Below are 23559 nucleotides of genomic sequence, written 5' to 3'. Positions count from 1 at the left end.
ATGACCCCCGCCCAGAAATTGAGAATGGCTGCGTAAGTTCTACGATCGAGCCCCCATAAAAATGGGGGGATTACCCGGCGACATCGAAGAACTCGGGGCCTTTCGCCTGGTCCGTCACGGACCCAAGTGTAAGGGAGCTCGTATTGATCACCGTCTTAACAGTGCCTGTTCGGGTTACTTCATCATATTCGATCTCGGCCTGCCAATTGGCAAAGCCGCCAGTGACCTTGGCCCCCATCTTCGTGATCGTGATCGACAGGCTGCCTTCCTGCACGACCCAGCCTTCGGTCTGCTGGGCAGGCAATTGGGACGCGCCTTCCACGTTGTGGGCGGGGGCAAACACGGTCAGGGCGCCGCCGATTGCAAATGTCCATATCCCTATTGCGGCACATGCGGGCCAAGGTGCCATCGCGGTCAATTAGCGCGTGTTTAATTGCGCCCCCAATATGCGCCGCGACCATCGTTGCCAAAACGATACCCGCAATCCAGTGAACATTGGCTGCCGCACCGGCAAGGCGCTCCGATTCTGGAATAAACGGCAAGCTTTGGGAGGAGGGCCACCAGATTGGCGCAAATCCCACTTCGGCCGAATGGATCACCCAGCCGGAAAGTGGGAGCACGAAGATGGCGGCGTAGAGCACCCAATGCGCCGTGTCCGCGGCGAAGGTTTCAAGTCGGCGTTCGGGGTGAAGCGGCACAGGGCGCGGTTGCAAGATCGCCCAGCCGACCCGCAACACTGCCAAAGCCAAGATCGTCATACCGATCGTCTTATGGGACGAATATAACAGCCGAAGGAAGACCACGGTATCGCCACTACGCGGCGTGAACTTCCCGATCAATCCAAGTGCTATGTCTGACAGCACCAGGAGCGCGATGCTCCAATGGAAAAAACGGGCGACGCGCCCGTAGCTGGCGGTTGTGTTTGATATCATCGGACCCTCGCATGTCTTGACGGGGTTTCCGATATCAAGACTTCGCCGCCAGCACATTCCGTTGTTTTCACACAACCTCTGTGCGCAGATGGAAAAGCCACGGTTTAGCGAGGCGCAACTCGGAGGGCAGGTGCCCGCATGCGCACGTCTTTCGGCTTAACTATCCATGCAATGTATGGGTGTTTGCGGGAGCGCAGCGTAATCTTGACGATAGGTTTTTCTCGCGCGGCGTCGCGGAATTAACGAATGGCCGATCTGGTGAAGCCGTGCTGTGGCGTCGAAAGGGGATGTGAGTGTCCGGTTTGGGCTCGGAGCGGTCATTAGCTGCGCATCACATGGTGGTGGTCTACGCAGACGGAGTTGCCGTTCGGCGCGGCAACGCGAGTGTCCCCTTCGTGAAGTCAGTTTTGCGGCGCGTCCTTCATCTCAATGATCTGGATCAAATTTCCGCAGGTATCAGACACCCCCACTTTTTGACCCGAACAATAATGTTTGAGCGACGGAATATTCTCCGTTCTTCGTATCAGAAGAAGCACAAGCATCGCAGGGTCTCTCTTTATCACTAAATTTCGCACCGACCCCAACTGTCCATAGCGTAGAGCAGCCCTCCCGTTCGGTGGGGCTGCTTTGTCAAAATGCGCAGGTGGCAAAGGCGAATGACACCCTCTCCCTTTTCTACCGCGCCCTTCAGGAGCCATGAAGAATTTGAAGAAATTATATTACGTCGCCCTCTCTCTCATGATCATCGCAGGCGCCTATGGCATTGCATTCGGCGTGCCCGATGAGGTTGCGCAGCTTTGGGGGGGCAGTGTGAAAGAGAGAGCCGAGGGGCCCAGAGAGGCCCGATCTGGTCGGAGCCGCGGCGGGCAGGGGCGGGCGACCACGGTCGTTCTCGCGCCACTTGAGGCCCGCGCATACACGCTGATCCTGCGCACCGTCGGCAGCGCCGTGTCACTTCGCCAGACAGAAGTGACCGCGACCGATGCCGGTGAGGTGGTCGAAACCGCACTTGAGGCCAATAAGATGGTGCAAAAGGGCGATGTCCTTCTGAAGCTGGAGGACCGTTCGGAAAGGCTGGCGCTCGAGATTGCCGAGGCCAATCGCGATCAGGCGCAGGACACTGTCACCCGCTATGAGGAACTGCGCCGAAATGGCAGCGCGGTAGTGACCGACGTAACACTCTCCGAGGCGCGGGTCGCGTTGCGTCTGGCTGAGGCTAATGTGGGGCTTGCGCAAGTCGGGCTGGATGATCGCACGATCGAGGCGCCGATCTCGGGCCGTTTGGGGCTGAGCGATGTCAGCGTGGGCGACCGTGTATCAAGCGGGCAAGCCATTGTGACCATCGACGACACCACAAGCCTGCTGGCCACATTCGAAGTGCCGGAACGCTCCATTGGCCTGCTGGCCGAAGGAAAGCCGGTCCTCGTTTCGACACCCGCCTATGCGGGGCGTATTTTCGAGGGGAAAGTTACCGCTTTCGACAGCCGTCTCGACAGCGTGACCCGCAGTGCCACGGTGAAAGCGGAGATCGAAAACCCCGACGGGCTGCTGCTTGCCGGGATGACCTTCGCCATCCGCATGACCGAACAGACTGACCCGCTCCCTGTCGTGCCCGCGACCGCCATCACATGGGACCGCACCGGCGCGGGCATTTGGGTCGCGGAGGAGGGCAGTACGGCCCGTGTTCCCGTGACCATCCGCTACCGCGAGGGGGATCGGGTCTGGGTCGAAACCGAAGCGCCCATAGGCGCGCAGATCGTGGCCGAAGGTGCCGCGAAACTGCGTGAAGGCGCGCAGGTCACCGCCGCTGGCGCGCGCGGGGGACCGGACGCATGAGCTTTGAGAAAAAGGCGCATAAGGCCGGTTTCGCGGATGTCTTCGTGGCGCGGCCCATTTTCGGGATCGTGTTGAACCTGCTGATCATCATCGCCGGATTGGCAGCCTTTACCAGCGTCGATATCCGCGAAATGCCGGATGTTGACCGGCCCGTCATTTCTGTCAGGACCGACTACGAAGGTGCGGTGCCCAGCACGGTCGACACCGAAGTGACCCAAGTCCTCGAAGACGCGCTGAGCGCGCTTGATGGTATGTCCTATATCGAATCCACTTCGAGCATGGGGTCGAGCCGGATCACCATCGACCTTTCGGATGGCACCGATGTGAACGTCGCCGCCAATGAGGCGCGCGAGATCGTATCGGGGGCCTTGCGGTCCTTGCCCGACGATATCGAAGACCCCAGCGTCAGCAAAAGCGACAGCAACGCGGATGCGATCATCCGTCTTGCGCTGCTCGGCGATGCCAGCCTCGACACCTTGACCCAACTGGGCGAGGGGGTCGTCTATGAACGGCTTTCCCTAATCGACGGCATTGCCGAAGTGACCCTGCGCGGGGAACGCGCCAATGAGTTCCGCGTGGCGGTGAACATGCCATCTTTGCTGAGCCGTGGCTTGACCATTTTCGATGTCTCCACCGCACTTGCGCAGCTTCGCGACGATACCGCACTGGGCTCGCTTTCCAGCGAAACGCAGACCCTCTCGCTCCGGGTCGGCAGCAAGGATGTCACCGTCGACACCATTAACCAACTGCCGATCAACGATACGACGCAGGTGGCCGACGTCGCCTTTGTCCAACTGATCCCGGAAGACACCAGCGTCTACACCCGCGTGAACGGGGAGACGGCCATCGGCCTCGACATCACACGGCAATCGGTTGGCAACACGTTGGAAATCTCGCGCGATGTGACTGCCGCTGTTGAGGAATTGCAGAGGCAAATGCCTGAGGGCGTGCAACTGTTGATCACGTCAAACGACGGTATCTTCATCGAAGGGTCAATCAACGAGGTCGTCAAATCCATTCTCATGGCCACCGGCATCGTGGTGGTCGTGATCTTTCTGTTTCTGCGCTCCCCTCGGGCGACATTGATCCCCGCCGTCACGATCCCCGTGGCCTTGATCGGGACGCTGGCAGCGATCTGGCTGACGGGGTTTTCCGTCAATACGATCAGCCTTTTGGCGCTGGTGTTGGCGACGGGGATGGTCGTGGATGACGCCATCGTGGTGGTCGAAAACATCGTCCGCAAACGCAAGTCCGGCATGGGAGCTTTCGCCGCCGCGGCGTCCGGCACGAATGAGGTGTTCTTCGCCGTGATCTCGACCACCGCGACGCTTGCTGCTGTATTCATCCCGATTTCCTTTCTGCCGGGGCAGGCGGGCGGGGTCTTTTCCGAATTCGGCTTTGTGCTGGCCTTTGCCGTTACCCTGTCGTCGATCACCGCGCTAACTCTCGCGCCAGTCCTCTCGGCCTTGCTGGATCCCGGCAAGACTTTGGCCAGCGCGGAAACCGCCGCGCCGGGCGTCTTGGCGCGCAGCTTTGACCGGGTGATGGATTTCGCCATCCGCACGCCGCTGCTGGTTCTGTCAATCGCCATCGGCTTTGCCATGATCGCCATGGGGGCCGCGATGACCCTACCGTCCACCGTCACACCGGAAGAGGACAGGGGGTTCTTCCTCGTACAGGCGCGTGGCGCGTCGGATACGACGATCGACTACCTTGATACGCAAGTCGCGTTGGTCGAAGACATCCTCGCCCCCTATCGGGAGAGCGGGCAGATCGAGACGGTGCAAAGCATTATCGGCGTCGGCGGCGGCACCAGTGCTTTTATCGTCGTTCGCCTGCCGGATTGGGTAGAGCGCGACTTTACCCAGCAAGAGTTGATTGGCCAGATCAGTGGCAAGCTGGCCTCGGTCCCCGGTGTGCAGGTCAGCGCGCGGTCGACCAATAGTCTGAACATCCGCGGCGCGGGCGGCGGGCTGAGCTTTGCCGTGACCGGAACGAACCTTGCGAATATGACCGAGGCTGCCGACAGCCTCGTCGCAGCGATGGCGCAGGATGACACGTTCCTGAACCCGCAACTGTCCAACAACAGCGTCAACGCTCAGTTGGAGGTGACGGTGGACGACAGCGCGGCGGGCGATATGGGGCTCAGCGGTTCTGACGTTTCCTCCCTCGTAAGTGCCATGGTGCAGGGCGATGTGGCGGTCAGCGTCTTTTCGGATGACGTCGAAGTGGACGTGAATGTCGTCCCGGGTGGGCCGCCGATCAACGATCCGTCGGACATCGCTTCGATGTCGATCCGGCTCGACAGTGGCGCCTATGTGCCGCTGTCCTCGGTCGCCTCGCTCGACATGGTGGTGAGCGACGCGCAGATCGAGCGTTTGGGCGGCGCGTTGGCTGTTTCCTTACAGGCGAACCTAGGCGAAGGCGTTGACCTCTCGACGGCGATGGCCCGCGTGCTGGCCCTTTCCCAAGAGGTGCTGCCCGATGGGATGGGCATCACCTTCACCGGAGAGGCCGCGACGCTCGACGATTCACAAGGCGGTATCTACATGGTCTTCGGCGTGGCGTTGATCGTGGTTCTGCTGGTGCTGGCCGCCCAGTTCGAAAGCTTCGCCAGCGCGGTCGTCATCATGATGACGGTGCCCTTCGGGCTCGCCGCTGCTTTGCTGGCGATCTCCATGACGGGCGGGTCGCTGAACTATTACAGCCAGATCGGCCTTGTGATGCTGATCGGGGTCATGGCCAAGAACGGTATCCTGATCGTCGAGTTCGCCAACCAGCTGCGCGAGGCAGGGGAGGGCATCGACAGCGCCATCCGAAGCGCGCTGCGGCTGCGCATCCGGCCGGTGATGATGACGATGGTTTCAACGGTCTTTGGCGGCCTGCCGTTGATCCTGACCTCCGGGGCAGGGGCCGAGGCACGCATCGCCGTCGGCTGGGTCATCGTTGGCGGTTTGGGCTTCGCCACGGTGTTCACGCTGTTCCTGACACCGATCTTCTACCGCTGGATCGCCGTCTGGGGAGCAACACCGGGAGGGGCGGCGCAGAGATTGGAAACAGAGATGGAGGCGACCGCGGGGGTGTAGTGGGACGGTGCCAGTAGTTGCAGCGTTTCCAGATCGCACGCCTAAGTGCCCGGCCGCGATGGAGACACCGATCGCATTTGCATCCCTGCCCCCATCAGAGACGGGGGCGACATAGACCACGCGCCACTATGCGGGTGATGGCAAACAATCTCTCGGTTGCAGCGATAGAAACAGGCGCAGCAAACGTTAAATAGCCAGATAGAAATTAGGAGCGACCAAATGCAGAACCGGATGAAACGATGCGCACCTGTTCTCGTCTTGGCAATGGCTACAACTGCTGTCCTGCCGGGCGCCGCAGTGGCAGACAGAACAGTTGTCAATCACAGTGTCTATAAGCACGGCGCTAACGTGAAAATCGTAAAACGGCAACGGCATCGGCATGCAGCCGGCCACCGGTTCAGAAAACAGGAGGTCGTCGTGGTCAAAAATTGGCGCGCTCGCGGCCTTCCGCGCCCCGGTCGCAACGAAATCTACGTCGCCGACGGCGAAAGCATTTATCTTGCGGCAGCAGCAACGCTTTTGGTTAAGGCCCTAATCGAGTGAGTCGCAGTCGATATATCCGCTGATGCGAAGGTGAGTAGCGTTACCTGTCCTTCAGACAAACGATCGGAGATTTGCTTCATGATGCGGGAATGACTGCTTTGGAACGCGATCGTGCAAAGTTTGGTAAACAACTGGAGGCCCGGTAAGGGCCGGTCGCGTTGGCCTCGCCCGTGCTGCGAGTGCAAACCTACGCAACCCAGACGCGGTCAGTTTGGGCTCACTGCGGACCTCGGAGGCAGCGCAGCATCATGTGATTTGATGTCTTGTCAACGTTGGGTTGTCGATGTGGGAGGGCGTGGTGGATCGGAGGATCCATCATGGAAACATCAAACTTACCCGCCATCCGCGCACTACGTCCGGTCTGGAACAAAGGCCGGATCGTCTGCCAGAAACGGCCTCTCAAACCCAAACATGTCTGGGCGATCAGAGTGCGGCTGGAACTGGCTGAAAACCATCGTGATCTGGCCCTCTTCAATCTTGCCATCGACAGCAAGCTGCGCGGCTGCGATCTGGTCAAGATGAAGGTGGTAAATGTCATGGCCTCAGGCCAAATCAAAGAACGCGCGTCGGTTCTTCAGAGCAAGACCCAGAAATCTGTGCGCTTTGAAAGCTCCGAAGGCACCCGTGCATCGCTGGCAAGATCGATGCGGGAGCCGCTGATGGTCGGATCCGAACACCTCTGGCCTGGGCGTTTTCACGAACGGCTTCACATCTCGACCCGCCAGTATGCGCGAATTGTGCGTGACTGGGTGACATCCATTGGTCTGGAGGCAAGCGCCTATGGAACGCACTCGATGCGGCGAACGAAGGTCACGCAGATCTACAAGAAGACAGGCAACCTGCGGGCGGGCCAGCTGCTGTTGGGTCACACCAAGATGGACAGCACTGTCAGGTACCTCGGCGTCGAGCTTGAAGATACGCTTGTGATCGCCGAAGCTATCGAAATCTAAACGGCTGGGCCGTCGCCACAGACGGCCCTAAACGGACATTCGTAACCTGAATCGTAGAGAGTAGTAGGACCCAAAGCGGTCATTAGGAAAGCCGCGTAGACCCTTCAGTTTCGAAAGTCAGTTAGGCACTGAGAAAAACTTTAAAAGGGCCACCAAATCTTACTAACTCCATTCGGAACCCGAGAACTGCACGCGGCATTAACTCTGAGAATAGAGGGCCCGAGCATGACGTATTTCCAGACTCTATCCGCAGCCGGTTTCGCGGCTACAGCTATCAGCATTGGCCCCGCCCGCATGGGGTTCGGGCTATTCGTGCCAGAGTTCAAATCAGTCTTTTCGATGTCTCAGTCGATGGTGGGCCCTGGTCTCAAGTATTGGCTTTGCGGGTTTCTTTGTCGGCCTGCTGATTGCACAGTTCTTGCTGAACCGAAGGGGGCCGGAGTTCCCTGTCCTGAGCGGGCTTATCGCGGCAACGATAGGGCTGGGCATTGTGGCGCTTGCACCAAATATCCCTGTGCTCGCCACAGGTGTCTTAGTCGCGGCGTCGAGCGCCGGATTAGCGTGGACGCCATTTAACGACGCCGTGCATCGCAAGGTGGGAGAGGTGGACCGCCCTACCGTACTATCGAGGATCAGCACCGGGACCAGTCTGGGGATCGCTGCGGCAGGGGCAGTTGCATTGGCTATGGTCTTGATCGGGTTTAATTGGGGGGTTTGTTGGGGGATGTTCGCCGGGGCAAGCGCACTGGCCCTTATCGGCAACTGGGCCGCGCTACGGCAAGTCGAGAAGGGCCAGCAGGTTGGACCAGCTCCCTCTTGGCGTGACTTCATGCGGCGAGAAGCAGTTCCGCTTTTTGCCGTCGCCTTTATTTTTGGGATCACCTCCGCAATCTATATCTCTTTCGCAGCAGATCATTTTGCGCAAAAAGGTGTGCCCGGCATGCCGAAAGGCGCGATACCGGCGCTCGTCTTTATCGCATATGGGGTATTCGGGCTGGCCGGATTGCTGACCGGACGGGTGCGGGATTTAGCGGGCCTCATATGGCTTCTACGCGGGCTTTTGGCTATCTCCGCCGGATCGCTGGTATTGGCCGTATGGCTTGCTGGTAGCTGGAGCGGGCTGATCACCTCAGCAGGTTTGCAGGGGATCAACGTGATGATGACCAGCGCCGTCTTGGCCTTCTGGTCCGAACGGCTTTTCCCTTCTCTTCCTTCGATGAGCTTTGCCGCGACGGTCCTGTTTATGGCTGCAGGCAGCGTACTCGGCCCGGGCGTGGCCGGTGTGGTGTCTGAAGGGGTCGGCCCGGAGGCGATGCTTTATGGCGCTGCTCTCATCCCGGCAATCGCGGCTGTAGCTCTTCGTGACAGGTTAGTCTCGGAGCGCCCAGTGGCATAGGCTATCTTAGGTCTGGAAGAGACATGAGGAGCGGTGGTTTGCCAGCGCGCTTTTCAACTAAACACTACCTCTTCCACTCATCGAAATAGAGCGCTCCTTAAGGTGCATGCAAATAGCGCGTTTTTCCCGCGGTTCGGCATCCTATCGCTCAACTTTACAAAAGCTGGAACCTCTGTGGACTGACGCCGTTTTTCTTCTGCTAACCCGACGATGTTTTTCGTATTATTAGGAGAGCGTAATGTTCCACCATTCCAGCAAACTGCAATACAATGTCCGTGTCGATAAGCCCGATCCTCAATTTGCTAAATTCCTCCAGCAGGCAATTGGCGGGGTCGAGGGCGAAATTCGTGTTGCCATGCAGTATTTCTTTCAGGCAATGGGCGCGCGGGGCGACGATAAGTATCGCGACATGCTCATGATGACGGCAACGGAAGAGCTATCCCATATCGAATTTCTCGGCCATGCCGTGGCTCTCAATTTGGAAGGTGCCCCGCTGACCGTACAGGAGGAAGCGGCGAAAGACCCTGTCGTCAACGCCATTATGGGCGGTGCCAATCCCCGTCATATCCTTTCCTCTGGCCTCTCGGCCATGCCGGTGAATTCGAACGGCGTGCCCTTTGACATGAGCCATGTCTATGCCACGGGCAACCTTGCGGCAGATATGATGGCGAATGTCACAGCCGAAAGCGGTGGTCGTGTCTTGGCATCGCGCCTTTACAATATGACCGACGACACGGGCATGAAGGACATGCTGTCATTCCTCATCGCCCGCGACACGATGCACCAGCAACAATGGCTCGCCGTCATTGAAGAATTGGGCGGCTGGGAAGCGGCCATGCCGATCCCCAATAGCACGCCGCAAGAGCATGAGGCGACCGAGCATTCCTACTACTTCCTCAACACATCGCTGGATGAGCCTACACCCGAAGGGCGCTGGACCTCGGGCCCGTCGTTGGACGGCCGTAGTGAATTCTCAAAACGCGACAAACCCGATCCGCTGGGCCAAAAGCCCAGCCTTGGCAAAGCTCGCCCCCATTCCGGCACGCAAACCGAACAGCAGAAGTAACCGATAAAGGAGACTTATCATGCCAACCACAGTTGGAACCGAAACCACTGCCGTCGATCTGATCAAAAACCTCCTCATTCTGGAGCATGACGCCATCGCGGCCTATGACAGCACCATCGAACGGCTCGAAAGTGCAGAATACCGCCAGCAAATCGAAACCTTCCGGCGTGATCATGAGGAACACGTTCAGGAGCTTGGTCGCATTGCCGACACCATGGGTATCGATAAGCCTATGGAAGGTGACATGAAACAGTGGCTCACCACCGGGAAAGTCGCTTTGGCGGACCTCGCTGGGGACAATGCCATTCTGAAAGCGATGAAGACAAACGAAGACGATACCGTTGCCGCCTATCAACGGGCGCTCGACAACGATATCACAGGTGCGGAATTGCGGCCCCTTATGGAGAAAGGGCTTGCCGATGAACGACGTCACCGCGCGTGGATGGAAACGGCCCAAGGCTGAACTTGAATATAAAGGGCGGCGCGCGAGATGCGCCGCCCTCTTAGATGGCGGGTGCGACACTGCGACCGGTTCAATAAATTTAAATTACCTTAGAGACGGAACGACTTTTGTAGCCAACGCTTCATGATATGGCTCGAGCAATTTTTATAATGGGAAGCAAGGGTCTTCTTGGGATTTAGATGATCCGGTTTGCGCGAACGGGTTTATGCTAAATGATGTAATCCACCTTGTGTCAAAAGCTCACCAAACGGCTGCTTCTCCGCTGCATAGCATGAGGGAACCATATACGCATGGAACTATTGGAGGCCCGTCAAAGTTCGGTTTCTAAAAGGATCGAAACATGTTCAGAAGGCCGTGGCCTAAATATGCTTTGCTTCTGGGAATCGCGTTTGGCGGCTTCTTTGATGGAATTCTGCTGCACCAAATCCTGCAATGGCATCACCTGTTAAGTCTGATCCCCGCCGTAACTGATCTGCGCACGCAGGTGCTCTGGGACGGATACTTCCACCTTCTTATGTATGTCTTTGCCTTATTGGGGCTATGGGGCTTATGGCGGGTACGGCTGCGCCAAGAGGAAATTAGCAGACGATCGCTTTTAGGTGCCTTGATGGCTGGATTCGGAATTTGGCATATGCTCGACGGGGTGCTCTCCCATTGGTTGCTCGGCATTCACCGGATCAAGATCGACAGCCAGATGCCCCTGGCATGGGATGTTGGCTGGTTTCTCGTTTTCGGCCTCATTCCGGCATTAGTAGGATGGTATCTTTTCTACCGCAAAGGCGACGGTGGCTCCGCTCTGCGCCATACCACCGTGACATTGGTGGGGTTAACGCTATTGGGCGTTGGCAGCGGTGGTTGGGCTTTGCAACCGCCCGCAGACGCCCCCTTTACCACGGTGGTGTTCCGCAAAGGCGCGACGCCAGACCACGTGGAAGAGGCCCTAAGTGCAGTTCAAGCGCGCGTAGTTTGGTCCACCCCGGATATGAGCGTTGTTGTAGTCGATATGCCGACGGTGCAGCGGTGGAGCTTATACCAGCGTGGCGCTCTTCTTGTGGGGGGAACCGGGGTCCCCGCCGGGTGTTTCAACTGGAGCACGGCAAATGCCTAATCAACTGTCAGTCCTTTACGCGATAAAATGCCGGAAAATTTGATACGCTTCATTTCCTGATCGGAAAGGACGCGCTGGTGCCAACCTCTACAATGCGATCTCAGGTGATCCACTGTCGAAGCCGCCGTCGGGGTATTTTGCAGCGAACGGCAGCTTCCCGCCGATTTTGTGGAAAAACTAACGTTTGCGATCGCAGAAATAGCTGCTCGAAATTCAGCGCGAGCGCCTTTCTGGTCAGGCTTTGCGGGTTTGCTGCGGTGCAGGAAAGATCTTGGCCAGCTTGCGGAGGTTTTGGGCGGTGGCGGAGAGTAGGAATTCGTCATTTGCGCCGCATGGGCCACGTAATCGCAGGCGCCCCAGTCCGAGAATCCGCTTAAGGTGCGCGAAGAGCATCTCAACCTTCTTTCTGAGCTTCATCGCGATCTCGTATTCTTCGGTCTTGGCCAGATCCCGAGCGACTTGGCGGGCATCTTCGTGCTCTTCACGAGTAATCTTGCGCGCATCAGCGTTGGGGCAGCATTTTTGCTTGGACGGACAGACCTGGCAGACTTCTTTCAAGGCACGATAACGGGCTGTGCCCTTGCCGGTCGGCCCCCGGTTTGGATCGGAATAATTCCGGCGGAACTGCTTGAGCGCATGCCCCTCGGGGCAGATGTAATGGTCATTCCCAGCATTCCATTCGAAGTCCATGCGTGTCCAAGTGCCGTCGGGGCGTGCGGCCTTATCGATTACCGGGATGTAGGGGGCGATGTCGCGATCTACGAGCCAGCCGAGCATCGGGCCTGAACCATAGGCGGTATCGGCGATCATCCAGTCAGGGACTAAGCCGAACTTGTCTTTCACCCGTGTTAGCATCGTTTGCGTCGATCCAACCTCAGCTTGCCGGATGGAACGTGTGGGTTCCACATCCAAGATGACACCGTGGTCCGTGTCGATCAGATAATTGTCGGAATAACTGAAGAATGCCGGCCCCTTACGCGCCGCAGTCCATTGGCTGGCGGGGTCGGAATGTGAGGCAACTTCGGCTGTACCTCGCTGGCCGCACCGAATGCCGCCTCATCGAGTGTGTCGAGATACTCGCGAACGGCACGAGGCGCATCCGCTGAATCGATACTTGCCGCGTCCCAATCTTCCTTCGGTGTCGAGTTCTGCTTGTTGAGGTCTGCTTCGATTAGGCTGGCGTCCACTGCCATGCGCTGCCCGCTGGCGAGGCCTTCTTCGATACAGCGGGCTACGGTCGTCTCGAACAGATGGCGTAGCAACTCACTCTCTCGAAAACGGCCATGACGGTTCTTTGAGAAGGTCGAATGGTCAGGAATACGGTCGTTCAGATCGAGCCGACAGAACCAGCGATAGGCAAGGTTCAAATGCACCTCTTCGCAGAGCCGTCGTTCGGATCGGATGCCAAAGCAATAGCCCACCAAAAGCATGCGGTCATGTCCCAGGGAGAGGTGTAACTTCTGGTAGCGCTTTTGGTGGCGTCCGCGCCCTTCATGAGGCGCCGTAGGACGTCATCAAAGGCGCGGTGGTCATCGGTGAATTTTCGGTAAGGTCGGGTTGCGAACATCAACCTGAACCGAAGGAAGACCCCGATGACCAAACCTATGATGGACCTGAAAGAGCTTGTCGAGAAGAGCGCGGATGCCGATCTTCTTCGAGATATGATCGGTTTTGCCGCCGAAAGGCTGATGGAACTGGAGGTCGGCGCAAAAACCGGGGCCGACTATCATCAGAAGACGTCGGAGCGGAAGGCGCAGAGAAACGGCTACCGCGAACGCGATTGGCAGACGCGAGCCGGGAACGCGGAACTGCGGATTCCGAAGCTGCGCACCGGCAGCTATTTTCCTTCTTTCCTGGAGCCGCGGCGGGCGACAGAGAAGGCGTTGAGCGCGGTTATTCAAGAAGCTTATGTCCATGGCGTCTCAACCCGTTCTATGGACGATCTCGTCCAGGCGATGGGTGGGACCGGCATCTCGAAGAGCCAGGTTAGCCGCCTGTGCGAGGAGATCGACGAGCGGGTCGATGCCTTCCTTACCCGTCCAATTGACGGCGAATGGCCCTACCTCTGGATCGATGCGACTTATCTCAAGGTCCGCCAGGGCGGGCGTATCGTCTCCGTTGCCGTCACCATCGCCGTTGGCGTCAATACAGACGGCCGCAGAGAGGTGCTGGGCATGTCCATTGGCCCGTCCGAGGCCGAAACCTTCTGGACAGAATTTCTGCGCGATCTGGTGCGGCGCGGGCTATGTGGTGTGAAGCTGGTCATCAGGGATGCCCATGAAGGCATCAAGGCCTCAGTCGCACGCGTCCTGAACACGAGCTGGCAGCGTTGTCGGGTGCATTTCCAGAGGAACGCTCTTGCACATGCGGGCAAGAGCAGCCGACGCGTCGTCTCTGCCTTTATCGCCACTGCCTTCGCGCAGCCGGACCATGCGACGGCGAAAACCCAATGGCGCAACGTCGCCGACCAGATGCGGTCCAAGCTGCCCAGGCTCTCTGGGCTGATGGATGATGCCGAGGAAGACGTGCTCGCCTACATGACCTTTCCCCAACAGCATCGGACGAAGTTGCATTCGACGAATCCGATTGAACGTTTGAACGGGGAGATCAAGCGCAGGACAGACGTCGTCGGGATCTTTCCAAATGAGGCTGCCATACGTCGCCTCGTCGGCGCCATCCTCATGGAGCAGACCGAAGAATGGACTGTGCAGCGTGCGCGATACATGATGGACCCGTCCCGCTTTCGTGCCGCCCCAAGTGCTCGTTTAAGCCACTTTCCGTTCGAAGGCGACGGGGCTTTTCCAGCCCAGTGCTGAGTGGCGTCGCCGTGGGTTGTAGGAGCCGTTGATGTATTCAAAGATCGCCATCTCAGCTTGCCGCCGTGTTTCCCATGACCTGCGCCAAATGAGTTCAGCTTTGATGGTTTTGAAGAATGTCTCGACGGCAGCATTGTCGTAACAATTGCCCTTGCCAGACATCGACACCTTGAAGCCGTGCTGGCGCAGAAGTTTCTGGTAGTCGTGCGAACAATATTGCGACCCGCGATCCGTATGGTGGATGCAGCCCTTGGGCGGTGCCCTGAACGCAATTGCCATCTTCAAAGCCCGTATTGCCAAGTCTCGTTTCATACGGTTGCTGACCGCCCAGCCGATCACGCGCCTTGAATGCAGGTCGAGGATGACAGCCAAATACAGCCATCCCTCACGCGTCCAGACATAGCTGATGTCACCGGCCCATTTCTGGTTCGGTTGGTCAGCCATAAAATCCCGGTCCAGCAGGTTTGGCGCAATATTGAACTTGTGATCACTGTCTGTCGTCACCTTGTGTTTACGGGTTCGCACCACGGATATGCCGTTCTGGCGCATCAAACGACCCACACGGCGGTGACCGACATTCAGGCCGATCTCCTTCAGTTCTTCTGTCATGCGCGGCCTGCCATAGCTGCCCAGGCTGAGACGGGATTGTTCTTTGATGTGCGCCAAGGTGACCAGATCAGACCGCTGTCTGCGGCTGGCAGGACGGCTTCGGAATGCTCGCAAACCGCGCGAACTGACACCGACAACGTGACACAAGCGGTTCACGGGGAAGTGGCTCCGGTGTTCCTCGACAAACCTAAATCTCATTGCTTTAGGCCCGCAAAGAACTGGGTGGCGTTCGTCGGGGAAACGCCCCACTGGGGCCTTTCCTGATCCTCCTTACTTTAGGATTTCCCTCTCCTCCTTGAGAAGACGGTTCTCGCGCCGAAGTCGCTCATTCTCTTGGGCGAGGCTCAAATCCTCTTTCGGCACCACGTCTGTGCCTCGGTGCGCGGTGATCCATTTGTTAAGCGTCGACATGCCAACACCCAGATCGTCAGCCACCTGCTTGCGCGTCAGCCCACTCGTCAGTGCGATACGCACCGCATCTTGGCGGAATTCGTCCGTCCGTTTCAGTCCCATAGTCAGTCTCCTTTGGTGCAGTAAATGCTATCAAAGGAGCGGCATCAAACCGCGACAGGTCCAGTGAGCCAGTCCGATGTGTATCAATTGATGGCCTATAGCCAGCTCTACGACTGCAATCGGGTAATGCTGCTCTACCCCCATCACCAAGGTCTGCCAAGCGAACCAGTCTGCAAGCCATACGACATCGCATCGCCTACGGGGACGGATCGCCTATTTGTTTCGACGGTCGATGTATCTGGCGCGCATTCATCGGTTGCTGCCGCATTGATCGCAACTATGCAAAAGAGTGCTCGAGCACTCTTACGAAATGACTGGCTGACAATGCATGCATACCAGATGAACACTTAGATCGGTGAGGCACGGCGCGCGGCGATGTCCGGCTGGCGTGAACTGATCGCCACTTAACTAAGGTACTTGAATTGAGGCACGATGTGCGTCACATTTCAGGGCACATCCCGGAGTCGGGTAAGGATCAGCGTGCAGTCGCACATCAATTGTCCAATAAAATCAAAGGCATTGGCCGATGCGGTGAGCCCCCTACCGCCGGAGCCAATATCTCATAGAGATCAATTAGATAAAGCCGCCTCAATAGGCGGCTTTTCTCGTTCTCAGGAGGGGATAGAACGCTCTTCTCCTGTAGCGCAAAAATGGGATGCGACCTTGGCCAATCGCCCTATACACCCCCCCTCAAACGGCCACCACAACCTTCTCCCCAATACGATGCACCCGGGCCGAAGTCCCATAAACCTCCGAAAGCATCGCATCCGTCACGACCTCCCGCGCTGCGCCGTGATGCGTGATCCGTCCGTCCTTCATCGCCACGATCTGATCGGCATAGGCGGCGGCGTAGTTGATATCGTGCAGCACGATCACGATGGTCCGGCCATGGGTGCGGGCGAGGTCTTGTAATGTGTGCATCAAGCCGCGCGAGGCCGCGATGTCGAGGTTGTTAAGCGGCTCGTCGAGCAGGATATAATCGGTCTCCTGCGCAAAGGTCATGGCCACCTGCGCGCGCTGGCGTTGACCGCCTGAAAGCGTGTCGAGGCGGCGCTCGGCGAGGGGGGCAAGGTCGAAGGTCGCCAGTGCCGCCTCTACCTTTTCGCGGTCTTCCGCGCTCGGGCGGCCCTTGTGGTAGGGGTAGCGGCCAAAGCTCACCAACTCGCGAACCGTCAGCAGGGGGGCCGCATCGCTGGTTTGGGGCAGAATGGCCAAGCGTCGGGCCAATGCGTCGTTCGCGCAGGCGCCGATTTGCAGGTCATCGACCATGATCTGTCCGTGCTGAAGCGGGATCAGCCGGGCGATCAGCGACAGAAGCGTCGATTTCCCCGCGCCGTTGGGGCCGATCAGCGCCGTGATCCCGCCGCTCTGCAAGGTCAGATCGATCTCGCGCAGGGTCGGCTTGCCGTCCCGGTCGTGGTTCAGGTCACGGATGGTGATCATCTGGGTTTCCTCCGCAGCAGCAGGATTAGAAAGACAAGGCCGCCAAGCACATCGACGATGACGACAAGCGGGGTCGAAGAGCGCAGGGCGCGCTCCAGCACCATCTGCCCGCCGACCAGCGTGATGGCCGATACCAGTCCCGCCGAGGGCAGCATGACGCTATGAAACATCACCGGGGTGATCTGGCGCGCCACGCTGACCACCAAGAGGCCGAGAAAGGCCATCGGCCCCACCAGCGCGGTCGAGACCGAGACGAGGATCGACACGAGGACCAGCACTTGAAACATGCCGCGCTTCGGGTCTTCGCCGAGGTTGACGGCGCTTTCATCGCCCAGCGACAGCACGTCGAGCTGGTGGCGCATCCGCCAAGCGGCGATCAGCGCGCCGCCGGTCAAGAGTGCGGCGAGGGTGAGCAGCGGGGTATCGACCCGGCCAAAACGGGCAAAGGCGTTGGCCTGCACGACCATGAATTCATTGGGGTCGATAACCCGTTGCAGAAAGCTTGAGACCGACCGGAACAGCCCGGCAAAGATGATGCCCGTCAGGATCATGCGAAACAGATCATGCCCGCCGCGGCGCAAGAGCGTGCCGAAAAGCGCCAGTGCGGCCCCCATCAGCAGGAGGCTGTTCATCAGAAACTGCGCAATTTCGGGCAGTTGGGTAAAGGTCTGGCCGCCGAGCACGAAGATCAGCACCGTCAGCGTCAGCAGATAAAGCGCATCGAACCCCATGACCGAAGGCGTCAGAATGTGATTGCGGGTGATGGTCTGGAACAGCACCGTGGCGGTCGAGACCGAGACGGCGACCAGCAGCAGGGCGATCAGTTTATTGGCGCGAAACGATAGGACAAAGCCCCAGTTCCCCCGCGCGCCGAGCCCGAGATAGAGCGCGATGCAAAGGCCCAGCAGTGCCAGAAGCCACCAAAGACGCTTAGGATACATGGCGTTTCGGCCCATGCAGCAACCACAGGAACAGCAGGGCGCCCACCACGCCGAATACCGTGCCCACGGGGATCTCATAAGGATAGCGGATCAGCCGCCCGAGGATGTCGCACAGCAGCACGAGGCCCGCGCCGGTCATCGCGGTGAGCGGCAGGCTCCGCCGCAGATTGTCGCCTGCGAGCCGGGCCACGATATTGGGCACGACCAGCCCGACAAAGGGGATCAGCCCCACCGTTACCACGGTTAGGGCGGTGACGATGGAAATGGCCAGCAGCCCCAGCACCATCGTCTGCCCGTAGTTCAGGCCAAGGTTGATGCTGGCCGTGCGGCCCATGCCGATGATCGCGAATTGATCGGCGGCGAGGTAGGTCAGCGCCGCCACCAGCGCCACCAGCCAAAGCAACTCATACCGGCCCTGCAACACGCCGGAGAACTCACCGTTCATCCAGATCTCGACATATTGCAGCAGGTCCGCCTGATAGGCGATGAAGGTGACTGCCGCCCCAAGGATGCCGCCGTAGATCAGCCCCACCAGCGCCACCAGCAGGGGCTGGGTTGGGGGCAGGCGCTGCACGATGGCCAAAAACCCCGCGCCCGCCGCAAGGGCGGTGAGGGAGGCGAGAACCATCTTGACGAAGATGGAGGCCCCCGGCGCGAAGAGGGTGACCAAAAGAATGCCAAGCGCCGCACCCTGGCCCGTGCCCGCGGTCATCGGTTCGACGAACCGGTTGCGCACCAGCATCTGCATGATGGCCCCGCTCACCGCCAAGGTCCCGCCCGAGATCACCACGGCGATGGTGCGTGGCGCGCGGCTGACCACCAGCAGCTCCAAGGCCGCCGGATCAGACCAAAGCGCCGCCCAAGACAGGTCGATCACCCCGACGAAAAGCGAGGCGACCGACAGGATCACGAGGAGGCAGGCAAGGGCAAGCGCCACGGGTTTACTGCTCCGTCAGAGCGGCGTTGATCTCATCCAGCGTGCGGGTCATCGACTGGATGCCGCCGCCTGCGATGTAGATTGGCGCGGCGCTCAGATGCACGACTTGGCCGGTTTTCCATGCAGTCGTCTCATGCACCAATGCGTTGTCGAGCGTCGCACGCGCGCCTTCGCTTTCCTGACCGATGGCCGCCATCCGGTCGATCACCAGTAGGATGTCGGGGTTGGCCTCGCGGATGAATTCAAAGCTGATCGCCTCACCGTGGTTGGCCATCTCGACACCCTCGACCGCTTCGGGCAGGCCAAGCGCCTCGTGCAGCCAGCCAAAGCGACCGCCGATGCCATAGGCGCTGATCTTGGGGCCATTGGTCATCACGATCAGCGCGCGGCCTTTGTGCGCCAGAGCCTCTTTGGTCTGGGCGAGCTTGTCTTGAAAGGCGCTCGTCAGGGCTGCGGCTTCATCCTCTTTGTCAAAGATCTTGCCATAGGCTTCCAGCCGGGCCAGCCCTTCGCCAATGGTGTCTTGCCAAATGGTCATGTCCAGCGTCGGTGCGATCCGCGCCAGTTCCGGCACCTGTTCGGAACTGCGGCCCCCGGCGATGATCAGGTCGGGGTTCAGGGCAAAAAGCGCCTCGTAATCCGGCTCGAAAAGGGAGCCGATGACCTCGGTCCCTTCTGCCGCCTCTTCCAGATAGGACAGATAGACCGGGCGCACCAAACCCTGCGGTGCAACGCCAAGCGCGGTGAGGCTGTCGAAGGCCGCCAGATCGTAGACCGCCACCGTGGCGGGGGTAAGCGGCGCTTCGGCAGGGCCGCGGGCGGTGTCGACCGTCACGGTCTCGGCCAGCGTGGGCGTGGCGAGAAGCAGGGCCAAGAAGGCAAGGGGTTTGATCATAGCGGTAACTCTTTCATCAGGGGGGAGGGGAAGCCGGGCCGGTGTTTACCATTCCAAAGGTCCGGCTTAGGACTAAGGCAGAAAATGCATCCGGAGAGAGCGCCATGCCGACGACAACAGGATTTTACCAAACCGAGAACGGCTCGAAATACTTGCAGCAGCTGTGCAAACATTTCGGCCATAAGATCGAGACATCTTACGACAGTGAAAAGGGCTGGGCCGCTTTCGAGATGGGCACGGCCTATATGACGGCGGACAGCAAGGGCCTCACCGTCACGGCGACGCTCGACGATCCCGAGATGGTGCCTGCGCTGCATAGTGTCATTGACCGGCATCTTGAAACTTTCGCCTTCCGGGAAGCAGAGAAGAACATGGTTTGGACGGTCGAATAGGCCGCCCCTTCACAGAAAATCCCGGCGCCGTAATGGGCGCCGGGTAAAAGGCCGAACCGGGGTCCGACCAAGCCTAGCCTTTGATCAGAAGACGATCTCGGCGCTGAGGCGGATGGAGCGGCCGGGCTCGGTCAGCGGCTCCACTTCGCCCACGAACTCTTGGCCATAGGTTGCGCGGCTGCTGTATTGCTCATCAAAGAGGTTGTTCACCTCGGCGCGCAGGGTCAGGTTGTCCATCCGCTTGGGCGTGTATTCGGCAAAGACATTGGCGATCGTGTAGCCGTCTAACTCCGGCCCGCTGCCGCCTGTGGCGGCGTCATAGGTGTCGTCAAAGTCGAAGGCCACCTGCACATCGCCACCCAAGAGAACCCCGTTGTTCAAACGATGCGCCACTTGGAAGGTCAGGAAATCGCCCATCGGCATGGTCAGGTAGTTGCCATAGTAGGAGTCGGCAGAGCGGCCATTGATCTCGGTGTCGATGCGGGCAAAGCCAGCGCGGAAGAAACCATCTTCCCATGCGGTGCCAAGACCCAGTTCAAAGCCGCGCGATTGCACATCCGCCGTGAAGGCCGGGCCACCGCGATAGCTGGCGGCGCGGGCGTTGTCGATGTTGGTGGCGAAAAGCTTACCGTCGACGACCCATGCGCCCATGGTGTAATTCGCGGCGAGGTAGAGGTTGTCGGCAGTGACTTCCTCGATGCCGGAACCATAGTCCCACGCGGGGTTTAGGATGTAGTTCTCGGCCAGTTCCAGACCGCCCCAGACGTGGGAATAGCCCGCGCTGATCGTCAGATCGTCCGAGAGGTCATATTCGCCCGAGATATTGCCCGAGAGGCCCGATTCAGACTGCGAGGAGCCGTCGGTGCCCTCGAAATCCTGAAAATCGGCCCGCGCGCCGAAGGACAGACGCGTATTGCTGCTGGGCTCCATCCGCGCTTGGGCGAAAAGACCAATATTGCTGAGCTTCTCCGTCGCCGCCTCACGCGCGCCGGAGGAGAGGGCGAGATAGTCCAGATCGGCCTCATCGGAGTAGAAGTCGAGACCTGCGTTCAACTCACCCCAGCTCAGTGCGAAACGGTTTGAGAATTCGCCGCTCAGGCTCACCGTCTCACCGCTGGTGATCGAATTGGTCGAAAGCTCGGACTCGTCGTTGACCAGTTTGGTCCCGCTATAGGCCAGCCGTGCGGTGGGGTTCCACATCGCCGTGGGCGTGGTGTCGCTGTAGCTCAGGACGATGTTGGTGCGCTCCAGATCATAGGGGCGGTCCGCGGGAAGCGGGCGACCCCCGACGATGGCACCGAGGTTCGCCCGGTAGGGCCGGATTTCATCGTCGACCACCCGTTCGTAAGACAACTCAACCCGGTCGCCGCTTTGCGCCTCATAGGCCAGTTTGCCCAGCCCGCTAAGCAGGTCAGTGCCCGAGCCGATGATCTCGTCCCCATTGCCATCTTCGCGCAGCCCGCCTTCGGCGACTTTTGCAAAGCCGAGGTATTCAAACCCGCCTTCACGGCCATAGACCGACAGGCTGTTCGAGAAGATGTCGCCGTTGCTGTCGTATTCCAGCTTGTAGCGCCCGCCAAAGCTCTCGCCCGGGGCCAGCAGATCGCTCGCGTCCTTGGTCTCATACGCCAGCGCGCCGCCCAAGGCGCCGGGGCCCGCATCGGCGGGGGCCACGCCGGGGTCGACGCGGGCGGCTTTCAGCAGGGCGGGGTCGATCAGCGTGGTGGTGTTGTGGTGGAACACCTTGTTGTTCTGCCGCGCGCCGTCGATGGAAATGGCGAGGTTGTTCTCCTCGATCCCGTTCACATAGACCTTCTGCGACATCGGGATCGAACTGCCCACCGCGATGGTCGGCTCGGCCACGAAAAGTTCGGACAGGTCCGCAGGATTGCTCAGCGCCAGCCCTTCGCTGGAGATGGAGATGTCATCGTCTTCCATCCCCGGAACGGCTGGCATCTCAAGGACGATGGTGCCCAAGAATGCTTCGTCGTTATTGCTCTGCGCATGGCCTGCGGCGGGAATCATCCCCGCGGCGAGGCAAGCAAATGCATGTGTCGGCTTCATTAAAGTTCCCCTTACTCAAAATGCCCGGAACCAGAAAATGACCCCTCAGACGGCTTTGCGGCGATTCCTTATAGAAACTGTCGGGAATCTCAAGAGGCTTGGTTTGAGCGTGGGATGACCTGTGTCTTTTGGGTAAATTTGAGAGAATGCCGGACGCGGCCGGGGCCACGTATCCCCCATAGAAAGTGGGGAAGAGCGGGCGGCTATGACTGCGAAGGGGGCTTGCCCCCGTAGGCCCAAAAAGCGCAGGCGGCTTCGTCAGCCACCCGACCCATGGTCAAAGCCGCCCAAAGCAACCCTGCCAAAACAAACGGCATTTTCCGCCTCTGTCACAAATCTTTTGCATTCTCAGGCCACAAGGAGCCGCAATGCGTCGAAGTATAAATTGACCAACTGGTCTAACGCGCGCATTCTGCCGACAATGAGTACACTAGAAAGAGGATTTCCCATGACAAAAACCATTCTGCTGGCCGGCACCATGCTGGCGGGGCTCGCCTCCGTGGCCCAAGCCGACACGCTGCGCCTTTTGACATGGGGCGGCTACGCACCTGAGGACGTGGTCGCGAAATTCGAAGAAGAGACCGGCCATACCGTCGAAGTCACGAAATCCAACAACGAAGAGATGATCGCCAAGCTGCGCGCCACAGGCGGCGGTGGTTTCGACCTCGCCCAGCCGTCGCAAGACCGCATCATGGGGCCGCAGATGGAGTTCGGCATCTACAAGCCGATCGATGTCTCCAAGCTGAACAAAGAGCTTTTCATCCCCTCCATGCTCGACGCGACCATGGCCAACACCACCGTGAACGGCGACGTCTACGGCGTGCCGCATGTCTGGGGCACCTCCGGTCTGGTGATGAACACCGCCGAAGCGGGTGACACGGTCAAGGATTACACCGACCTCTGCGCGCCCGAAGTCGCTGGCAAAGTCTCCTACCGCCTGAAACGCCCGACACTGATCGGTTTTGCCTTCGCTTTGGGCGAAGACCCCTTTGCCGCCTACGATGACGAAGCCAAATACGCCGAGATCATGGGCAAGGTCGAAGACAAGCTGATCGAATGCAAAGAGAACGTCAAAACCTACTGGGGCGGCGGCGATGAGTTGATGAACCTGCTGCGCTCGGGCGAAGTGACCGCGTCGATGGCATGGGATACCGGCGGCTGGAAGCTGAACGACGACAACGCCGACATCACCTTCGTGGCCCCGGCCTCGGGTGCGCTGGGCTGGATCGACACCTTCGTTCTGCCCGCCAAAGGGCAGGCCGACGATGTGGCCTATGAGTGGATCAACTTCGTCATGCAGCCGGAAATCGCGGCGATGATCACCGCAGCGGCGGGCAACTTCACCGCCTCCGCAGGCGCGGATGAGTTTGCCGAAGACAGCCTGAAAGCCAAGTATCAGAACAGCTTCCCGCAAGAAGCCGTCGACAATATCAAATGGTATCCGCCGGTGCCCGCCGGTCTGGAAACCATCGAAGGCGAAGTGCTGGACCGCGTCCAAGCTGCCAACTGATAACTGACCCTACGAGCGGCACCCTCATATTGGGGGTGTCGCATCTTTATACGGAATTC

The 23559-nt window shown here is 59.3% G+C and carries 18 protein-coding genes and 3 pseudogenes; 12 read left to right on the top strand and 9 right to left on the bottom strand.

Going from position 1 to position 23559, the window contains the following annotated elements; translation table 11 throughout:
* Positions 1-70: 70 nt before the first annotated feature.
* Together ACGYLD_RS15710 and ACGYLD_RS15705 are read right to left on the bottom strand one after the other, a co-directional pair.
* Positions 71-418 (bottom strand): hypothetical protein, encoded by a 348-nt coding sequence (locus ACGYLD_RS15710; RefSeq protein ID WP_394403170.1) that lies wholly within the window; start codon positions 416-418, stop codon positions 71-73.
* A gap of 28 nt (positions 419-446) precedes the next feature.
* Positions 447-932 (bottom strand): annotated as a pseudogene (locus ACGYLD_RS15705) (cytochrome b); the annotation flags it as partial.
* A 738-nt stretch (positions 933-1670) separates the two neighbouring features.
* On the opposite strand from ACGYLD_RS15705, the gene ACGYLD_RS15700 reads away from it, so the two are divergent.
* The 8 genes from ACGYLD_RS15700 (at position 1671) to ACGYLD_RS15665 (ending at position 11380) form a co-directional block, all read left to right on the top strand.
* The gene (locus ACGYLD_RS15700) at positions 1671-2768 is read left to right on the top strand and encodes an efflux RND transporter periplasmic adaptor subunit (RefSeq protein ID WP_394403163.1); all 1098 of its coding nucleotides are present in this window, start codon (positions 1671-1673) and stop codon (positions 2766-2768) included.
* On the top strand, positions 2765-5854 hold the full coding sequence (locus ACGYLD_RS15695; protein WP_394403162.1) for an efflux RND transporter permease subunit: 3090 nt from the start codon (positions 2765-2767) through the stop codon (positions 5852-5854). The genes ACGYLD_RS15700 and ACGYLD_RS15695 overlap by 4 nt, the downstream gene beginning before the upstream one ends.
* Positions 5855-6073: 219 nt before the next feature.
* Complete coding sequence (locus ACGYLD_RS15690) at positions 6074-6397, top strand: RcnB family protein (protein WP_394403160.1); 324 nt, start codon at positions 6074-6076, stop codon at positions 6395-6397.
* A gap of 317 nt (positions 6398-6714) precedes the next feature.
* A complete protein-coding gene (locus tag ACGYLD_RS15685; RefSeq protein WP_394403158.1) occupies positions 6715-7347 on the top strand; it encodes a tyrosine-type recombinase/integrase in 633 nt (210 codons plus the stop codon).
* A gap of 280 nt (positions 7348-7627) precedes the next feature.
* A complete protein-coding gene (locus tag ACGYLD_RS15680; RefSeq protein ID WP_394403156.1) occupies positions 7628-8743 on the top strand; it encodes an MFS transporter in 1116 nt (371 codons plus the stop codon).
* Positions 8744-8981: 238 nt separating this feature from the next.
* A complete protein-coding gene (locus tag ACGYLD_RS15675) occupies positions 8982-9809 on the top strand; it encodes a manganese catalase family protein (RefSeq protein WP_028288197.1) in 828 nt (275 codons plus the stop codon).
* 19 nt (positions 9810-9828) lie between these two features.
* Positions 9829-10272 carry a DUF2383 domain-containing protein gene (locus ACGYLD_RS15670; RefSeq protein WP_394403154.1) on the top strand — a complete coding sequence of 148 codons (444 nt, stop codon included), beginning with the start codon at positions 9829-9831 and terminating at the stop codon, positions 10270-10272.
* A gap of 340 nt (positions 10273-10612) precedes the next feature.
* A complete protein-coding gene (locus ACGYLD_RS15665) occupies positions 10613-11380 on the top strand; it encodes a DUF2243 domain-containing protein (protein WP_394403152.1) in 768 nt (255 codons plus the stop codon).
* 234 nt (positions 11381-11614) lie between these two features.
* Here the strand turns inward: ACGYLD_RS15665 and ACGYLD_RS15660 are convergent.
* A pseudogene (locus ACGYLD_RS15660) lies at positions 11615-12813 on the bottom strand (IS1182 family transposase); the annotation flags it as partial.
* Between the two features lie 159 nt (positions 12814-12972).
* On the opposite strand from ACGYLD_RS15660, the gene ACGYLD_RS15655 reads away from it, so the two are divergent.
* On the top strand, positions 12973-14196 hold the full coding sequence (locus tag ACGYLD_RS15655) for an IS256 family transposase (RefSeq protein WP_394403150.1): 1224 nt from the start codon (positions 12973-12975) through the stop codon (positions 14194-14196).
* On the opposite strand, the pseudogene ACGYLD_RS15650 reads toward ACGYLD_RS15655, so the two are convergent.
* Positions 14146-15318 (bottom strand): annotated as a pseudogene (locus ACGYLD_RS15650) (IS3 family transposase). The gene ACGYLD_RS15655 and the pseudogene ACGYLD_RS15650 overlap by 51 nt on opposite strands.
* A gap of 24 nt (positions 15319-15342) precedes the next feature.
* On the opposite strand from ACGYLD_RS15650, the gene ACGYLD_RS15645 reads away from it, so the two are divergent.
* Complete coding sequence (locus tag ACGYLD_RS15645) at positions 15343-15669, top strand: hypothetical protein (RefSeq protein WP_394403148.1); 327 nt, start codon at positions 15343-15345, stop codon at positions 15667-15669.
* A gap of 339 nt (positions 15670-16008) precedes the next feature.
* Here ACGYLD_RS15645 and ACGYLD_RS15640 read toward each other — a convergent pair whose 3' ends face one another.
* From ACGYLD_RS15640 to ACGYLD_RS15625, 4 genes are read right to left on the bottom strand one after another with little or no spacing between them, the layout of a single operon-like run.
* On the bottom strand, positions 16009-16761 hold the full coding sequence (locus ACGYLD_RS15640; protein ID WP_271691919.1) for an ABC transporter ATP-binding protein: 753 nt from the start codon (positions 16759-16761) through the stop codon (positions 16009-16011).
* Complete coding sequence (locus ACGYLD_RS15635; protein WP_271691918.1) at positions 16758-17702, bottom strand: iron chelate uptake ABC transporter family permease subunit; 945 nt, start codon at positions 17700-17702, stop codon at positions 16758-16760. Before ACGYLD_RS15635 ends, ACGYLD_RS15640 begins: the two co-directional genes overlap by 4 nt.
* Positions 17692-18639, bottom strand: coding sequence for an ABC transporter permease (locus ACGYLD_RS15630; RefSeq protein ID WP_394403146.1), 948 nt, complete (start codon positions 18637-18639; stop codon positions 17692-17694). The genes ACGYLD_RS15635 and ACGYLD_RS15630 overlap by 11 nt, the downstream gene beginning before the upstream one ends.
* A gap of 4 nt (positions 18640-18643) precedes the next feature.
* A complete protein-coding gene (locus ACGYLD_RS15625; protein ID WP_394403144.1) occupies positions 18644-19534 on the bottom strand; it encodes a siderophore ABC transporter substrate-binding protein in 891 nt (296 codons plus the stop codon).
* Between the two features lie 104 nt (positions 19535-19638).
* Here ACGYLD_RS15625 and ACGYLD_RS15620 point away from each other — a divergent pair, with 104 nt between their 5' ends.
* Positions 19639-19926, top strand: a complete 288-nt coding sequence (locus ACGYLD_RS15620) for a DUF2218 domain-containing protein (protein ID WP_271691913.1) — start codon at positions 19639-19641, stop codon at positions 19924-19926.
* Between the two features lie 84 nt (positions 19927-20010).
* On the opposite strand, the gene ACGYLD_RS15615 is transcribed toward ACGYLD_RS15620, so the two are convergent.
* Positions 20011-21990 (bottom strand): TonB-dependent receptor domain-containing protein, encoded by a 1980-nt coding sequence (locus ACGYLD_RS15615; RefSeq protein ID WP_394403142.1) that lies wholly within the window; start codon positions 21988-21990, stop codon positions 20011-20013.
* Positions 21991-22438: 448 nt separating this feature from the next.
* Between ACGYLD_RS15615 and ACGYLD_RS15610 the strand changes: the two genes are divergently transcribed.
* A complete protein-coding gene (locus ACGYLD_RS15610) occupies positions 22439-23500 on the top strand; it encodes an extracellular solute-binding protein (RefSeq protein WP_394403141.1) in 1062 nt (353 codons plus the stop codon).
* Positions 23501-23559 lie beyond the last annotated feature (59 nt).

This window comes from Sulfitobacter sp. 1A12056 (assembly GCF_043558125.1).
Taxonomy (GTDB): Bacteria; Pseudomonadota; Alphaproteobacteria; order Rhodobacterales; family Rhodobacteraceae; genus Sulfitobacter; species Sulfitobacter faviae.
This window is presented reverse-complemented; position numbering and strand designations above follow the sequence as displayed.

Bases quoted from the DNA above. Each gene is read 5' to 3' on its own strand.
- ACGYLD_RS15685 (WP_394403158.1), top strand. From the start codon at position 6,715: ATGGAAACATCAAACTTACCCGCCATCCGCGCACTACGTCCGGTCTGG.
- ACGYLD_RS15640 (WP_271691919.1), bottom strand. From the start codon at position 16,761: ATGATCACCATCCGTGACCTGAACCACGACCGGGACGGCAAGCCGACC.
- ACGYLD_RS15695 (WP_394403162.1), top strand. From the start codon at position 2,765: ATGAGCTTTGAGAAAAAGGCGCATAAGGCCGGTTTCGCGGATGTCTTC.
- ACGYLD_RS15670 (WP_394403154.1), top strand. From the start codon at position 9,829: ATGCCAACCACAGTTGGAACCGAAACCACTGCCGTCGATCTGATCAAA.
- ACGYLD_RS15675 (WP_028288197.1), top strand. From the start codon at position 8,982: ATGTTCCACCATTCCAGCAAACTGCAATACAATGTCCGTGTCGATAAG.
- ACGYLD_RS15615 (WP_394403142.1), bottom strand. From the start codon at position 21,990: ATGAAGCCGACACATGCATTTGCTTGCCTCGCCGCGGGGATGATTCCC.
- ACGYLD_RS15620 (WP_271691913.1), top strand. From the start codon at position 19,639: ATGCCGACGACAACAGGATTTTACCAAACCGAGAACGGCTCGAAATAC.
- ACGYLD_RS15700 (WP_394403163.1), top strand. From the start codon at position 1,671: ATGATCATCGCAGGCGCCTATGGCATTGCATTCGGCGTGCCCGATGAG.
- ACGYLD_RS15665 (WP_394403152.1), top strand. From the start codon at position 10,613: ATGTTCAGAAGGCCGTGGCCTAAATATGCTTTGCTTCTGGGAATCGCG.
- ACGYLD_RS15635 (WP_271691918.1), bottom strand. From the start codon at position 17,702: ATGTATCCTAAGCGTCTTTGGTGGCTTCTGGCACTGCTGGGCCTTTGC.
- ACGYLD_RS15610 (WP_394403141.1), top strand. From the start codon at position 22,439: ATGACAAAAACCATTCTGCTGGCCGGCACCATGCTGGCGGGGCTCGCC.
- ACGYLD_RS15645 (WP_394403148.1), top strand. From the start codon at position 15,343: ATGCTATCAAAGGAGCGGCATCAAACCGCGACAGGTCCAGTGAGCCAG.
- ACGYLD_RS15625 (WP_394403144.1), bottom strand. From the start codon at position 19,534: ATGATCAAACCCCTTGCCTTCTTGGCCCTGCTTCTCGCCACGCCCACG.
- ACGYLD_RS15655 (WP_394403150.1), top strand. From the start codon at position 12,973: ATGACCAAACCTATGATGGACCTGAAAGAGCTTGTCGAGAAGAGCGCG.
- ACGYLD_RS15690 (WP_394403160.1), top strand. From the start codon at position 6,074: ATGCAGAACCGGATGAAACGATGCGCACCTGTTCTCGTCTTGGCAATG.